The organism is Rhodococcus sp. ZPP (assembly GCF_017656075.1).
GTDB classification, from domain to species: domain Bacteria; phylum Actinomycetota; class Actinomycetes; order Mycobacteriales; family Mycobacteriaceae; genus Rhodococcus_F; species Rhodococcus_F oxybenzonivorans.
Genome location: NZ_CP058638.1, coordinates 3643725 through 3657788, shown reverse-complemented (window position 1 = coordinate 3657788; position 14064 = coordinate 3643725). Strand labels below are relative to the sequence as shown.

At 65.1% G+C, this 14064-nt stretch carries 14 protein-coding genes; 2 read left to right on the top strand and 12 right to left on the bottom strand.

Going from position 1 to position 14064, the window contains the following annotated elements; translation table 11 throughout:
• Position 1: 1 nt before the first annotated feature.
• The 12 genes from nuoK to HYG77_RS17305 form a co-directional block, all read right to left on the bottom strand.
• On the bottom strand, positions 2-301 hold the full coding sequence (gene nuoK / locus HYG77_RS17360) for an NADH-quinone oxidoreductase subunit NuoK (RefSeq protein ID WP_109334483.1): 300 nt from the start codon (positions 299-301) through the stop codon (positions 2-4).
• On the bottom strand, positions 298-1182 hold the full coding sequence (locus HYG77_RS17355) for an NADH-quinone oxidoreductase subunit J (RefSeq protein ID WP_208960021.1): 885 nt from the start codon (positions 1180-1182) through the stop codon (positions 298-300). The genes nuoK and HYG77_RS17355 overlap by 4 nt, the downstream gene beginning before the upstream one ends.
• The gene (gene nuoI, locus HYG77_RS17350) at positions 1176-1772 is read right to left on the bottom strand and encodes an NADH-quinone oxidoreductase subunit NuoI (protein WP_109334487.1); all 597 of its coding nucleotides are present in this window, start codon (positions 1770-1772) and stop codon (positions 1176-1178) included. Before nuoI ends, HYG77_RS17355 begins: the two co-directional genes overlap by 7 nt.
• Positions 1765-3108: an NADH-quinone oxidoreductase subunit NuoH gene (gene nuoH / locus HYG77_RS17345; RefSeq protein WP_208963424.1), complete on the bottom strand. Its 1344-nt coding sequence runs from the start codon at positions 3106-3108 to the stop codon at positions 1765-1767. The genes nuoI and nuoH overlap by 8 nt, the downstream gene beginning before the upstream one ends.
• A gap of 5 nt (positions 3109-3113) precedes the next feature.
• Positions 3114-5600: an NADH-quinone oxidoreductase subunit G gene (locus HYG77_RS17340; RefSeq protein ID WP_208963423.1), complete on the bottom strand. Its 2487-nt coding sequence runs from the start codon at positions 5598-5600 to the stop codon at positions 3114-3116.
• Between the two features lie 8 nt (positions 5601-5608).
• Positions 5609-6907: an NADH-quinone oxidoreductase subunit NuoF gene (gene nuoF, locus HYG77_RS17335; RefSeq protein ID WP_109334489.1), complete on the bottom strand. Its 1299-nt coding sequence runs from the start codon at positions 6905-6907 to the stop codon at positions 5609-5611.
• A 1-nt stretch (position 6908) separates the two neighbouring features.
• Complete coding sequence (gene nuoE, locus HYG77_RS17330) at positions 6909-7883, bottom strand: NADH-quinone oxidoreductase subunit NuoE (RefSeq protein ID WP_109334491.1); 975 nt, start codon at positions 7881-7883, stop codon at positions 6909-6911.
• A complete protein-coding gene (nuoD, locus tag HYG77_RS17325) occupies positions 7880-9220 on the bottom strand; it encodes an NADH dehydrogenase (quinone) subunit D (RefSeq protein ID WP_109334493.1) in 1341 nt (446 codons plus the stop codon). Before nuoD ends, nuoE begins: the two co-directional genes overlap by 4 nt.
• Positions 9220-9936 (bottom strand): NADH-quinone oxidoreductase subunit C, encoded by a 717-nt coding sequence (locus tag HYG77_RS17320; RefSeq protein ID WP_109334495.1) that lies wholly within the window; start codon positions 9934-9936, stop codon positions 9220-9222. Before HYG77_RS17320 ends, nuoD begins: the two co-directional genes overlap by 1 nt.
• A gap of 235 nt (positions 9937-10171) precedes the next feature.
• Positions 10172-10726: an NADH-quinone oxidoreductase subunit B gene (locus HYG77_RS17315; RefSeq protein WP_109334497.1), complete on the bottom strand. Its 555-nt coding sequence runs from the start codon at positions 10724-10726 to the stop codon at positions 10172-10174.
• Between the two features lie 85 nt (positions 10727-10811).
• The gene (locus HYG77_RS17310; protein WP_109335456.1) at positions 10812-11171 is read right to left on the bottom strand and encodes an NADH-quinone oxidoreductase subunit A; all 360 of its coding nucleotides are present in this window, start codon (positions 11169-11171) and stop codon (positions 10812-10814) included.
• Positions 11172-11460: 289 nt separating this feature from the next.
• Positions 11461-11883, bottom strand: coding sequence for a response regulator transcription factor (locus HYG77_RS17305; protein WP_109334499.1), 423 nt, complete (start codon positions 11881-11883; stop codon positions 11461-11463).
• A gap of 206 nt (positions 11884-12089) precedes the next feature.
• Here HYG77_RS17305 and HYG77_RS17300 point away from each other — a divergent pair, with 206 nt between their 5' ends.
• Both HYG77_RS17300 and HYG77_RS17295 read left to right on the top strand, forming a co-directional pair.
• Positions 12090-12533 (top strand): hypothetical protein, encoded by a 444-nt coding sequence (locus tag HYG77_RS17300; protein WP_208960020.1) that lies wholly within the window; start codon positions 12090-12092, stop codon positions 12531-12533.
• A gap of 88 nt (positions 12534-12621) precedes the next feature.
• Positions 12622-14013 carry a cytochrome P450 gene (locus HYG77_RS17295; protein WP_208960019.1) on the top strand — a complete coding sequence of 464 codons (1392 nt, stop codon included), beginning with the start codon at positions 12622-12624 and terminating at the stop codon, positions 14011-14013.
• Positions 14014-14064 lie beyond the last annotated feature (51 nt).

Sequence of the window (14064 nt, the reverse complement as noted above, 5' to 3'; positions counted from 1 at the left end):
GTCAGTACCTCAGCAGGTTGGCGTCGTCGACCGAAGCCGATCGGCGCGAGCGGAAGATGGTCATGATGATCGCCAGTCCGACCACCACTTCGGCCGCTGCGACGACCATGGTGAAGAACGCGAAGACTTGCCCGTCGAGGTTGCCGTGCATCCGGGAGAAGGTGACGAAGGCCAGGTTGGTGGCGTTGAGCATCAGCTCGATGCACATGAACACGACGATGGCGTTGCGTCGGAGAAGCACCCCCGCCGCGCCGATTGTGAACAGCAGGGCGGACAGATACAGGTAGTTTTCCGGGTTCATCGTGTGCCCTCCTCACCGAACGCTGTGGACTGTGCCGGCGGCATACTCTCGCCGTTGTTCTCATTGGGCACGGCTCCGATGGGGTGACGTCCGCGCTGGTGAAGCACCCGGCTGACCGACAGCCGTGAATACGAACCGTCCGGCAGCAGGGCCGGCATGTCGACGGCGTTGTGCCGGGCATAGACACCAGGACTCGGCAGTGGGGTGACGTGGGCGTCGGGGGTGTCACCGACGGTCCGTTCCGCCCATCGACGGAAGCGGTCCTGCGACAACTCACGCTGCCCCTTGCGGGTGTCGAACCGCTCGCGATGCGCCAGCACCATGGCGCCGATGGTTGCGGTGATCAGCAACGCACCGGTCAGTTCGAAGGCCCATACGTATTGCAAGAAGATCAGCTCGGCGAGGCCCTCGACATTTCCGCCGGCGTTGGCCTGCTCCAGATCGGTGAAGCCGGGCCCTTCGGCCGAGCGCGCCCACTGCGTCGACGCATTGCCGAGGCCGCCGATCAGGAGGAGTCCGAACCCGATTGCCGCTGCTATCGCGGCGGTCCGCTGGCCTCGTATCGTTTCGACCAGCGAGTCGGACGAGTCGACGCCCACGAGCATGAGCACGAACAGGAACAGCATCATGACGGCGCCGGTGTAGACCACCACCTGCACGACACCGAGGAACAGTGCGCCCTGGGCGATGTAGAAGATGGCCAGGATGATCATCGTCATGGCGAGGAAGACGGCCGAGTACACCGCCTTCGGCGCAATGACCATTCCCACAGCACCGATGACCACCACCGCGCCGAGGATCCAGAATTGGACTGCCTCCCCCGTCGACGTCCGGGTGAGGGGCTCCGCGGCCAGGATGGCGGAAGACAGGGAAGTCACCACCGCGCCTCTTCTTTCCTGATCGTCTCGCTCACCTCGACCTGCCGTTCGTCGTCTTCGGCTTCCGCGGCAGGCGTGTCTGCGGACGCCGCCGTCACCGTGCCGCGGTAGTAGTCCTCTGCGGTGGTGCCCGGAGCCATCGGGTGCGGTGGGGCCGTCATGTCCGGCTCGAGAGGCGCGAGTAGCCGGTCCTTGTCGTAGATGAGATCGGCCCGGTTGTCGTCGGCCATCTCGTATTCGTTGGTCATCGTCAGCGCCCGTGTGGGGCACGCTTCGATGCAGAGCCCACAACCGATGCAGCGCAAGTAGTTGATCTGATATACCCGGCCGTACCGCTCACCCGGTGAATAGCGCTCCGACGCCGTGTTGTCGGCACCCTCCACATAGATGGCGTCGGCGGGGCACGCCCAGGCGCACAGTTCGCACCCGATGCACTTCTCCAACCCGTCCGGGTGACGGTTGAGCTGGTGCCGGCCGTGGTAGCGGGGAGCAGTCGGGGTCTTCTCCTCCGGGTAGTACTCGGTATTCGGTTTCTTGAACATCGTCGAGAACGTCACTCCGAAACCGGCAATGGGGTCGAGGAACTTAGACATCGCTGTCCTCCCTGTTCATTCGAGCGGAGCCTGCGGAACGACCCACGGTGACGGGGGTGCGTGGGGGCACCGGTGAGCGCTGGCCGGGCAACGGCGGCACCGGAAAACCTCCGGCCATGGGGTCGAACGTGCTGGCCGCAGGAACGTCTTCTCCGGCTCGGCGGGTCGCCTCGTGGTCGGGTACACGGGTTTGCCTGCGTCGTAGCCGATTCCACAACATGGCGAGCACGACGAGCCCGAGGATCACGCCGGCGGTGACGAGAGCGACCGGCCAGAAGCCGTACCCTTCGTTACGGAAGGCCCGCACCGTCGCGACGATCATGATCCACACCAGCGACACCGGTATCAGTATCTTCCAGCCCATGTTCATGAATTGGTCGTAGCGCAGTCGCGGAAGCGTGCCCCGCAACCAGATGAACACGAACAGGAATCCCCAGACCTTCAGGGTGAACCACAGCACGGGCAGCCAGCCCGAATTGGCGCCGTCCCACATGTTGAAGGGCCACGGCGCATGCCAGCCACCGAGGAACAAGGTGGTGGCGAGCGCTGACACCGTCACCATGTTCACGTATTCGGCGAGCATGAACATGGCGAATTTCAGCGAGGAGTACTCCGTGTGGAATCCGCCGACGAGTTCGCCCTCGGCCTCGGGCAGATCGAACGGGGCGCGGTTCGTCTCACCCACCATCGAGGTGACATAGATGAGAAACGAAGGAAGCAAGAGAAATACGTACCAGATGCGGTCTTGCGCCGCCACGATCCCCGACGTGGACATCGTGCCCGCATGCAGGAACACGGCGGCGAACGACAGCGCCATCGCGATCTCGTACGAGATCACTTGCGCGGTCGAGCGCAGCCCACCGAGCAGTGGGTACGTGGAGCCCGACGCCCACCCGGCCAAGACGATTCCGTAGACGCCGACCGAGGTGACCGCCAGGACGTAGAGGACCGCCACGGGGAGGTCGGTCAGCTGAAGTGCCGTGCGGTGGCCGAGGATCGAGACTTCCGGGCCGAACGGGATGACGGCGAAGGCCATGAACGCGGGCACCGCGGCGATGATCGGCGCAAGCAGATAAATAGGCTTGTCGACGCCTTTCGGGGTGATGCCCTCCTTCAGCGCCAGCTTGACCCCGTCGGCGAGGCTCTGCAGCATGCCGCCGGGTCCCACCCGATTGGGGCCGATCCGCATCTGCATCCGGGCCATCACCTTGCGCTCGGCGAGGATCGCGATCAGCGGAGTCAGGATGAGGAACACGAAGACGGCGAGGGCCTTCCCGAGGGTCAGCCACCACGGGTCGTGGCCGAACAACGTCGGGTCGGGATATTCGAGCGACAGAACGGTCACGAGACCTCCTCGGGCGCATTCGTCGGCGACGACCGCGTCGCCTCGGCACCGACGGCGTTCGCGACGCGGACGACGCTTCCCATCGGGGCTGCGAGTTGCCGGAAGACTGCGGATTCCGGCGAGTTGAGGGGAAGCCACACCACTCGATCGGGCAGATCCGTGACAACCAGCGGGAGGGTGACCGATCCCCGGTCGGTGCTCACGGTTACCGAGGAACCCTCGGCGGCACCGATTTCGGCGGCCGACGCGGCCGACAACCGGACAACCGGTGTTCGAGCGGTCCCGGCCAGATGGGGTTCCCCGTCCTGCAGACGTCCGGAATCGAGGAGCATCCGCCAACTCGCCAGAACCGCTTCACCGGGTCCGGGTTGGGACACCGCAAGCGGAGAATACGCGGGCCCGGCCGGTCGCTCCCCGTCCCAGCGGTCGAGCCGCCCCAGTTCCGCGCGTGCCGCCGCAGCATCCGGCAGTCCGAGCCGGATGTTCATCTCCGAAGCGAGGGCGTCGAGGACCCGTTGGTCGGGCATGGCCCCTGTCCCACGCAGGGCCGCCTCGAACACGCGCGGCCTGCCCTCCCAGTCGAGGAAGGTGCCCGGTTTCTCCACCACTGGTGCCACGGGGAAGACCACGTCCGCCCGTTCGGTCACCTCGCTGCTGCGCAATTCCAGACTGACGACGAAGGCCGCCGCCTCGACTGCCGACAGGGCGGCCCGCGGATCGGGCAGATCGCTGACCTCTACCCCGGCAATCACCAGTGCACCGAGCGTGCCTGCTGCCGCCGCGGCCAGAATTTCTGCTGTTCCACAACCGGGAGTCGACGGCAGTTCGGGCACGTTCCACATTTCCGCCACCTGTCGACGGGACTCCGGATCGTCGAGAGGCCGACCCCCGGGTAGAAGTGTGGGCAGGGCGCCTGCGTCGACCGCACCCCGTTCACCGGCCCGCCGCGGCACCCACGCCAGACGGGCTCCCGTGGTGTCGGCGAGGCGCGCGGCGGCGGAAAGCCCACCGGGAACGGTCGCCAGGCGCTCACCGACCAGGATGACCGCACCGGGTTGGCGCAACGCCTCCGCGAGTGCCGCGCCCTGTTCGTCGAGCCTCGTCTCCGGGTGGGAGGCGAGCGCGTCGAGCAACGCCGACTCCTCTCCCGGCACCGCGCGCAGCAACCGGCCCGACATCTTCGTCAGGCTGCGGGTGGTGAAGGGCGCCATCGAGTACACGCTGTGCCCGCTCTTGCGTACGGCCTTGCGGAGCCGCAAGAAAATGATGGGCGACTCCTCTTCGGGCTCGAACGCGACGAGCAGGACGGCCGGTGCTTTCTCCAGATCGTCGTAGGCCACTTCCAGTCCGCGGCCCGCGACCCGTGCCGCCAGGAACTCGGCCTCTTCTACCGAATGTGCGCGGATCCTGAAGTCGATGTCATTGGAATCGAGTGCAACCCGGGCGAATTTGGCGTAGGCGTAGGCGTCTTCTACCGTGGCTCGCCCGCCGACGAGAACTCCTGCATTTCCGCGTGCGGCCGCCAACCCGCGGGCCGCGACGGCGAGGGCTTCCGGCCACGAAGCCGGCACCAGAGCACCCGTGTCGTCGCGGACCAACGGGGTAGTGAGACGGTCGCTCTCGGTGGCGTAGGTGAAGGCCCACCGCCCCTTGTCGCAATTCCATTCCTCGTTGACCTGCGGATCGTCACCGGCCAACCGTCGTAGCACTTTGCCGCGTCGATGGTCGGTGCGCTGCGCGCAACCGCTCGAGCAGTGCTCGCATACGCTGGGGCTGGAGACGAGGTCGAACGGACGCGCCCGGAACCGGTACGCGGCACCGGTCAGCGCACCGACCGGACAGATCTGTACGGTGTTGCCGGAAAAATACGACTCGAACGGTTCCTTGGCATAGATGCCGACCTGCTGCAGCGCACCCCGCTCCTGAAGTTCGATGAACGGATCGCCGGCCACCTGCTGGGAGAAACGCGTGCACCGGGCACAGAGCACGCACCGCTCGCGGTCCAGCAACACCTGCGAGGACAGTGGGATCGGCTTGGGGAACGTGCGTTTGACTTCTTCGAAACGAGACTCCGTACGCCCGTTCGACATGGCCTGATTCTGCAGAGGACACTCGCCGCCCTTGTCGCAGACCGGGCAGTCGAGCGGATGGTTGATCAGCAACAACTCCATCACACCCTTCTGCGCCTTGTCTGCGGCAGCCGAGGTGAGCTGAGTGCGAACCACCATGCCGTCGGTGACGGTGGTCGTGCAGGAGGCCAACGGCTTCCGCTGCCCCTCCACGTCGACCAGACACTGTCGGCAGGCGCCCACGGGATCGAGCAGCGGGTGATCACAGAATCGCGGAATCTGGATACCGGCCAGCTCGGCGGCACGAATTACCAACGTGCCCTTGGGAACTCTGAGATCGACGCCGTCGATGACAAGGCTCACCTCGTTCGTGGGCACTGGGGGTGCATCTTTGCTCGCTGCGCTCGCAGGCACCTGGGCTGTCACGCGGGAACTCCTGCCATGAGAGTTGACTGGTGCGGATCGAACGGGCAGCCGCCCTGTTCGAAGTGCGCGAGATACTCGTCCCGGAAGTACTTCAGGGAAGACATGATCGGGCTTGCCGCCCCGTCACCGAGGGCACAGAACGACTTTCCGAGGATGTTGTCGGAAATGTCGAGCAACTTCTCGAGGTCGGTCTCGGAACCTCCCCCACTTTCGAGTCGCTGCAAAATCTGCACCAGCCAGTACGTACCTTCCCGGCAGGGCGTGCACTTGCCGCATGATTCGTGGGCATAGAATTCGGTCCAGCGCAGCACCGCGCGCACCACACAGGTGGTTTCGTCGAACAGCTGTAAAGCCTTGGTGCCGAGCATCGATCCTGCAGCACCCACACCTTCGTAGTCGAGCGGAACGTCGAGGTGCTCGTCGGTGAACATCGGGGTCGACGAACCACCCGGGGTCCAGAATTTCAGCTGATGCCCGGCGCGTATTCCCCCCGCATATTCCAAGAGCTCCCGCAACGTGATGCCGAGCGGCGCCTCGTACTGCCCGGGCCGGCTGACGTGTCCGGACAGCGAATAAAGAGTGAAACCGGGTGACTTTTCGGTGCCCATCGAACGGAACCACTCGACCCCGTTCTGCAGAATCGGCGGCACGCTCGCGATCGATTCGACGTTGTTGACGACCGTCGGGCAGGCGTACAACCCGGCCACCGCGGGGAATGGGGGACGCAAACGGGGTTGTCCGCGACGGCCTTCCAGGGAATCGAGCTGAGCAGTTTCCTCACCGCAAATGTACGCGCCGGCGCCCGCGTGGACGACGAGGTCGAGGTCGTACCCGCTGCCGAGGATGTTACGGCCCAGGTACCCGGCGGCATACGCCTCGGATACCGCGGCCTGCAGGCGACGCAGCACAGGCACCACTTCACCGCGCAGATAGATGAAAGCGTGACTGGCGCGAATAGCGTACGCGGCGATGATGACGCCCTCGACCAGTGCGTGCGGGGTGGCCAGCATCAACGGAATGTCCTTGCAGGTGCCGGGCTCGGACTCATCCGCATTGACCACCAGATAGTGCGGTTTGGCGTCGTCCTGCGGAATGAAACCCCACTTCACCCCGGTCGGGAATCCGGCACCACCACGACCCCGCAGTCCCGAGTCCTTGATCGTGTCAATGACCTCGTCCGGCTGCATCTTCAGCGCCTTGCGCAGCGCCTCGTACCCGTCGTGGCGGTGGTAAGTGTCGAGAGTCCAGGACTGGGGGTCGTCCCAGTACCGGCTGAGGACAGGAGTCAGCGGCACCTCAGTCTCCCTTGCGTGTCGGGTCGGTCCCGGAGGTGGATTGGTGCGGCGGCGTCGGCTCGGACGGTGCGGGAGCCGGCTTGTCCTTCGTCGACTCCGTCGCCAACGGCTTGCCGATCTCGGCGTGCGGCCCCGACCCCGATGGCCCGGCCGGCGGGGAAGGCGCATCCATGTCGAGCTCTCGGGCGACGTGCAACCCGGCCAGGGTGGCAGGGCCGGCGCCGCCGCCGGCTTCCAACGCTCCCGGTCGCTCGTCGGGGAATCCGGCGAGCACGCGAGCTGTCTCGCGGAACGTGCACAGCGGCGCTCCCCGGCTGGGTGTCACCTTCTCACCGGATCGCAGCGAATCCACCAGTGTGCGGGCCGACTCCGGGGTCTGGTTGTCGAAGAATTCCCAGTTGACCATCACGACAGGAGCAAAGTCGCAGGCCGCGTTGCATTCGATGTGCTCCACCGTGACCTTGCCGTCCGGCGTCGTCTCACCCGGTCGCACACCGAGGTGATCCTCGAGCGCCGCAAGGATCGCGTCACCGCCCATGATCGCGCACAAAGTGTTGGTACAGACTCCGACGAAGTAGTCACCGGTCGGAGAGCGCCGGTACATCGAATAGAAGGTGGCCACCGCCGCAACCTCGGCCCCGGTGAGACCGAGCTGATCGGCGCAGAAGTCCACACCCGCCGGACTGATGTACCCGTCCTCCGCCTGCACCAAATGCAGCAGGGGCAGCAACGCGGACCGGGCAGTGTTCTGCGGTCGCTCTCCTGGCCCCGCCCCGGGCTTCGGGTAGCGGCCGATGATCTCCGCGGCCTCTCCGTCCAGCCTGGCCCGCACCTCCGGCGGATAACTCTCCCGCGCACCCGGCCACACGAGTTGGTTGTTCTCCTCGGGCCGTGGTCCGAACTCGACGAACACCGGTGTGCTCTTGCTTGCTGCGGTCGCGGGCGCCGGACTCTGACTTCTCGGCAGGGAGCTCATCGGTCCACTCCGCCCATGACGGGATCGATGCTGGCGACCGCGGCGATCACGTCCGACACCATGCCGCCCTCACACATGGCGGCCACCGCCTGCAGGTTGGTAAACGAGGGGTCGCGGTAGTGCACCCGATACGGGCGGGTGCCACCATCGCTGACCATGTGCACGCCCAGTTCTCCTCGCGGCGATTCCACCGCCACATAGACCTGGCCGGGCGGCACCCGGAAACCCTCGGTCACCAACTTGAAATGGTGGATCAACCCCTCCATCGAGGTGTCCATGATCTTGCGCACGTGCTTGGTGGAGTTTCCCAATCCGTCACGATCCAACGCGAGATCCGCCGGCCAGGCGATCTTCCTGTCCTCGATCATGATGGGGCCGGGGCGTAACCGGTCGAGGCACTGCTCGACGATCTTCAGCGACTCCTTCATCTCGTCCACCCGAATCAGATACCGGCCGTACGCATCACAACCGGTATGGGTACAGACGTCGAACTCATAATTCTCGTACCCACAGTAAGGTTCCGACTTCCGCAGGTCGTGCGGCAAGCCGGTGGCACGAAGCATCGGACCGGTGATCCCCAGCGCCATACAACCCGTGAGATCCAAATAGCCGATCCCCTCGGTGCGGGCCTTCCAGATCCGGTTCTCGTTGAGCAGGTTCTCCATGTCCCGAATCCGTGACGGCAGCACCGTCAGCAACTCACGAACCTTCTCGACAGCGCCGGCCGGAAGATCCTGAGCCAGCCCACCCGGCCGAATGAAAGCATGATTCATCCGAAGACCGGTGATGGTCTCGAAAACATCGAGGATCAGCTCACGCTCACGAAAACCGAACAACATCGCGGTGACGGCACCCAATTCCATGCCACCCGTCGCCAACGCCACCAAATGCGACGAAATGCGGTTGAGTTCCATCAGCATCACCCGGACAACCGTGGCCCGCTCCGGGATCTCGTCGGTGACCCCCAGCAACTTCTCCACACCCAGGCAGTACGCCGCCTCATTGAAAAACGGAGACAAATAATCCATCCGCGTCACGAACGTGACACCCTGAGTCCAGTTCCGGTACTCCAGGTTCTTCTCGATCCCCGTGTGCAAGTAGCCGATTCCACAGCGCGCCTCGGTGACCGTCTCACCCTCAATCTCCAGGATGAGCCTCAAAACACCATGCGTAGAGGGATGCTGAGGCCCCATGTTGACGACGATCCGCTCCTCGCCCGTCCCCTGCGCGGTACCCTCCGCAGGCACCCTCGCCGCCGCAAGAATCTCGTCCCAATCCTGCCCGGCGACAGTGACCATCACCTCCGGTCGCTCCGTCCGCGCCGCACCCTCGCCCATCAGTTGTACCCCCTCCGCTCATCGGGCGGCGCTATCTCCGCACCCTTGAACTCCACCGGAATACCGCCCAGCGGATAGTCCTTCCGCTGCGGATGACCCGACCAGTCATCAGGCATCTCGATCCGAGTCAAGGACGGATGACCATCGAACACGATGCCGAAGAAGTCGAACGCCTCCCGCTCATGCCAATCATTCGTCGGATACACCCCATACAACGACGGCACATGCGGATCCGCATCCGGCATCGCCACCTCCACACGGACCCGGCGATTATGCGTAATCGACATCAACGGATACACCGCATGCAGCTCCCGACCCACCTCCTGCGGGTAATGCACCCCACTGACCCCCAAACACAACTCGAAACGCAACGACGGATCATCCCGCAACGCCCGCGCCACCTCCGGCAAAAACTCCCGGCGAACATGGAACGTCAACTCATCACGGAAAACGACAACCCGCTCGATCGCCTCCCCCACACCCCGCTCCGCCAACGCCGCCCCGAGGGCATCCGCCACCTCATCGAAATACCCACCAAACGGGCGAGGAGAACTGCCCGGCAACGCCACCGGACTCACCAACCCCCCATACCCCGACGTATCCCCACTGCCCCGCACACCGAACATCCCGCGGCGAACGCTGATTACCTCTGAGTCATGGCTCGCTTCGCTCGCGGGTGCTCGGCCTCCCTCACGGACCCTTCCCTCGTCACTCACTCGCTTCGCTCCCTCGCTGAGACATGGCTCGCTTCGCTCCCTCGCTGAGACATGGCTCGCTTCGCTCCCTCGCTGAGACATGGCTCGCTTCGCTCGCGGGTGCTCGGCCTCGATCGCGAACCCTTCCCTCGTCACTCACTCGCTTCGCTCCCTCGCTCCTCAGTCCAGGGTCCGCGGGCCGAGCACAACACAGCCACGCGGCTCGCGTCGCTCGCGCGTGTGACCACAGCGGCGGTCATCGGAGGAGGCCCTTCATCTCGATCGTCGGAGTGACGGCCAGGGCGGCCTCCTCCGCCGCACGTACCGCCTCTTCACGGTTCACGCCCAACGGCATTTCCTGGATCTTCTCGTGCAACTTCAAGATGGCGTGCAACAACATCTCCGGCCGCGGAGGGCAGCCCGGCAGATAAATGTCCACAGGGACCACGTGGTCGACTCCCTGGACGATGGCGTAGTTGTTGAACATGCCCCCCGAGGAGGCGCAGACACCCATTGCCAGCACCCACTTCGGCTCCGCCATCTGGTCGTAGATCTGGCGAAGCACCGGCGCCATCTTCTGGCTGACCCGGCCGGCGACGATCATCAGGTCGGCCTGCCGCGGAGACGCCCGGAATGCTTCCATCCCGAATCGGGCGATATCGAACCGGCCGGCACTGGTGGCCATCATCTCGATCGCGCAGCACGCGAGGCCGAAAGTCGCGGGCCACAGGGAGCCCTTCCGTACGTAACCGGCCAGACCTTCCACCGTGCTCAGCAGAAAGCCGCTCGGCACCTTCTCCTCGATACCCATATCCGACTCTTCCTACTTCCGGTTTCGCTATTCATCCGCTTCGCGGCCCGTCAGATGCGAGCGCTGCGAGCGATCGAAAAGACACCTAATCCCAACTGAGACCGCCCCGCCGCCACTCGTACACGTAGGCCACCGCAGCGCTGAAAATGAAGAGAGCCATAGCAACGAGACCGAAGAAGCCCAGGGCATCGAAATGGATCGCCCACGGATAAAGGAACACGATCTCGATATCGAAAATGATGAACAACATGGCGGTCAGGTAATACTTCACGGGAAAACGGCCACCACCCACCGGCTGCGGGGTGGGGTCGATTCCACATTCGTAGGCGTCGAGTTTGGCCCGGTTGTAGCGCTTCGGACCGACAACCGACGCCAAGATCACCGATACGACCGCGAATGCGACAGCAATTGCTCCGAGCACGAGAATCGGCACGTAGACGTTCATGCGCTGAGCACCTCCCTGCGAAGCCTGGCCGCGATACCCCATCTCCTCGAGCCGAGAATCCCTCAGCGCGTAGATATGTGAGTTGAGACACAGACTACCGGTTTCGGCGATCTTGTCTCGGTTTCAGCGCCCGCAGTTCCCCAGAGATTTACGCGGGTGTAATTCCCCAGGGCCGCAGCGGTCACACGACAGCTCACGCAGGGCAGGTCACAGGGCAAAGATGCAGCTCAAGCGGATTTCACGCATTGATGGCACCCGTCCCCGAGAAGCGAGGTTCGGAGAGCCGACCCTAAGACGAGATACGCGTGCGGAGCAGCGCGACGACCGCCTCGCCGAGCCTGATCGGGTCGATCGGGTGAGGAACCGCAGCCTCGGCCCGCGACCAGTTGGCCAGCCACGCGTCGTCAGCTCGCCCGGTCAGCACGAGCACGGGCGGGCACGGGTCGATCTCGTCCTTCAACTGCTTGGCGATCCCCATTCCGCCGGCCGGGGATGCCTCACCGTCCAGGATGGCCAAGTCGATTTCGCCCGCATCCAAGTGCTGGATCACCACCGGTCCGGTCGCCACTTCCACGTACTCGAGGTCCGGCAGATCGGGATGCGGACGCTTACCCAGAGCCGACACGACCTGCCGACGTGTGTTCGGGTCGTCGCTGTAGACGAGGACGCGCAGCGAGGTGGGGCGGCTGGGACGGGCGGTCGCGTCGGTCACGGACCCGATGCTACCGGCCGGCTACGGCCGGATCGCGTTGCTTTCGCCGATGATCCGGCACGGACGAGGTGGTGGTGGAGCGCGCCACCCGGGGCCGCCCAGCAGAGCACCCGCACCGGCGTCGGGCACCGCTACCGGCGCCGCTTCACATCCGTCAGGATGGATACACGATCTCGAACTACGACGATCGAACGGACGGTACGGCCATGAGGCGTTTCGCGTCGACATTGCTGGTGGTGCTTGCACTGTGCGCAGTGGCGGTTGCCCTGTTCTATTTCACGTCCCGGACGCCGCAGGACACCGCCGCGCGGCCGATGGAGGACAAGGCGTTCATGATCGACGGTAGACCGATGACCTGCCGTGAGCTCTTTCCGCCGGGTTGCGACTTCGACCTGCAGTATTCGTACAACCGGTGGGGAGAACGGCTCGAGAGTTTCGTCGATACCAGCGACCTCGGGCCCTACGCGCGGGACACCGGGTTCGCGGCGTCGGCGAAGCTGAGCCTCCAAGCCTGCCGACTCTCGGAGACGTCGGGAAAGACGATCCTCGAGTTCGTCGAACTCGCTCGACGTGACCATCCGGAGGCCGGCAGCCCCCAGGTCTTCCCCGTCTGGAACCGCGCACGTCAGTTCCTCTGCCCCGGGGTGTGACTCGGCGCGGTGGCCAGTTCCTGCCCGGACGGACCCTGGCGAGGAGCCCTTCTGTTTACCCACGACGGCTGCGGGTACCACGACCTCCATGGCGCCCCACACCGCGCGAGACGTTGAGCACCGTGCCTCCGAGACCGCCACCCCCGGGGTTGGTCCGGCAGTGTCGGGACTCGAGGCACTCCGCATCGCGGCAGTACTCGGATTCACCCCGATCGCTGCCGGTGTCATCGCGCGGCGTCCGTCGATGATGGCCGTCCTGGAGCGACTCGGCGCCGATGCGTCCACCGTGCCCTTCGTGCGGCGTCTGCGGGAGCGCTATGGGCCGGGACCGCTGCAACTACAGCTTCCGAAGCGGCGGCTGGCAGTAGTGTTGACCGGCGACGATGCGGGCCGAGTCCTCGGCGGCACACCCGAACCGTTCAACCCCGCCAACCGGGAGAAGAAGGGTGCACTGTCGCCCTTCCAACCGCACGGCGTGCTGATCTCGGAGGGACACCTTCGACAGCAACGAAGGCGCATCAACGAGGAGGCTCTCGACACCTCACACGCGATGCATCACCTGGCCGATCCGATGGTCGAGGTGATCCGGCACGAGGTTGCTGCCCTGCTGGCGTCCGCGCAGTCGAAGGGAACACTCGACAACGACGAATTCACCCGCACGTGGTGGCGGATGGTCCGCCAGATCGTCCTGGGAAAGTCGGCTCGCGACGACCACGCGGTCACCGATCAGCTACACAAGCTTCGGGCCAACGGTAATTGGTCGTACTTCCTTCCACCGCCACGCAAGCTCCGTGATCGGTTCATCGAAAGCCTGTACTCCTACGTCGACAAGGCCGAGCCTGGATCCGTGGTCAGTTCCCTGGCCGCCCTACCGGCCGGAGGGGCCATCGACCCGGTCGGCCAGATACCGCACTGGCTCTTCGCTTTCGATGCGGCGGGCATCGCCGCCAGTCGCGCTCTGGCACTGCTGTCCACACACCCGGAGCAGCGTCGGCTCGCCCGCGAGGAGGTTGCCGCCTGGGATACGACAGTGCCCCAGCAGTACCCGTATCTTCGCGCGTGCGTGCTCGAGTCGGTGCGGTTGTGGCCGACGACGCCAACCATTCTGCGGGACTCCACCCGCGACACCACGTGGGGTTCCGGCGACGGCGAGTTCACCATTCCGGCTGGAACCGCCTTCATGATCCTCGCCCCCGCCTTCCATCGTGATGACCGAACGTTTCCGTTCGCCAACGGCTTCGCGCCGGAGGTCTGGCTCGACGGAACTGCGCAGTCCCGCCCCGAACTGGTGCCTTTCAGCGCCGGCCCCGCCGAATGCCCGGGCCGCAACCTCGTGTTGTTCGTGACGAGCACCGTGCTGGCGTTGATGCTGGAGGCCGCCGACTTCCAGCTCACCTCCACCCCCGCACTGGCGCCGGGTCAGCCCCTGCCCCCGACCCTGAACAACTTCGGACTCCGCTTCCGCGTCACCTCGACCTAAGGGGTCGACGGCTCCTTTCTGCGGAGTCCCTGCGTTCTGCCGCCGTCTCGT

Bases quoted from the DNA above. Each gene is read 5' to 3' on its own strand.
- nuoK (WP_109334483.1), bottom strand. From the start codon at position 301: ATGAACCCGGAAAACTACCTGTATCTGTCCGCCCTGCTGTTCACAATC.
- nuoI (WP_109334487.1), bottom strand. From the start codon at position 1,772: ATGTCTAAGTTCCTCGACCCCATTGCCGGTTTCGGAGTGACGTTCTCG.
- nuoE (WP_109334491.1), bottom strand. From the start codon at position 7,883: ATGAGCTCCCTGCCGAGAAGTCAGAGTCCGGCGCCCGCGACCGCAGCA.
- nuoD (WP_109334493.1), bottom strand. From the start codon at position 9,220: ATGGGCGAGGGTGCGGCGCGGACGGAGCGACCGGAGGTGATGGTCACT.
- HYG77_RS17315 (WP_109334497.1), bottom strand. From the start codon at position 10,726: ATGGGTATCGAGGAGAAGGTGCCGAGCGGCTTTCTGCTGAGCACGGTG.
- HYG77_RS17310 (WP_109335456.1), bottom strand. From the start codon at position 11,171: ATGAACGTCTACGTGCCGATTCTCGTGCTCGGAGCAATTGCTGTCGCA.
- HYG77_RS17300 (WP_208960020.1), top strand. From the start codon at position 12,090: ATGAGGCGTTTCGCGTCGACATTGCTGGTGGTGCTTGCACTGTGCGCA.
- HYG77_RS17295 (WP_208960019.1), top strand. From the start codon at position 12,622: ATGGCGCCCCACACCGCGCGAGACGTTGAGCACCGTGCCTCCGAGACC.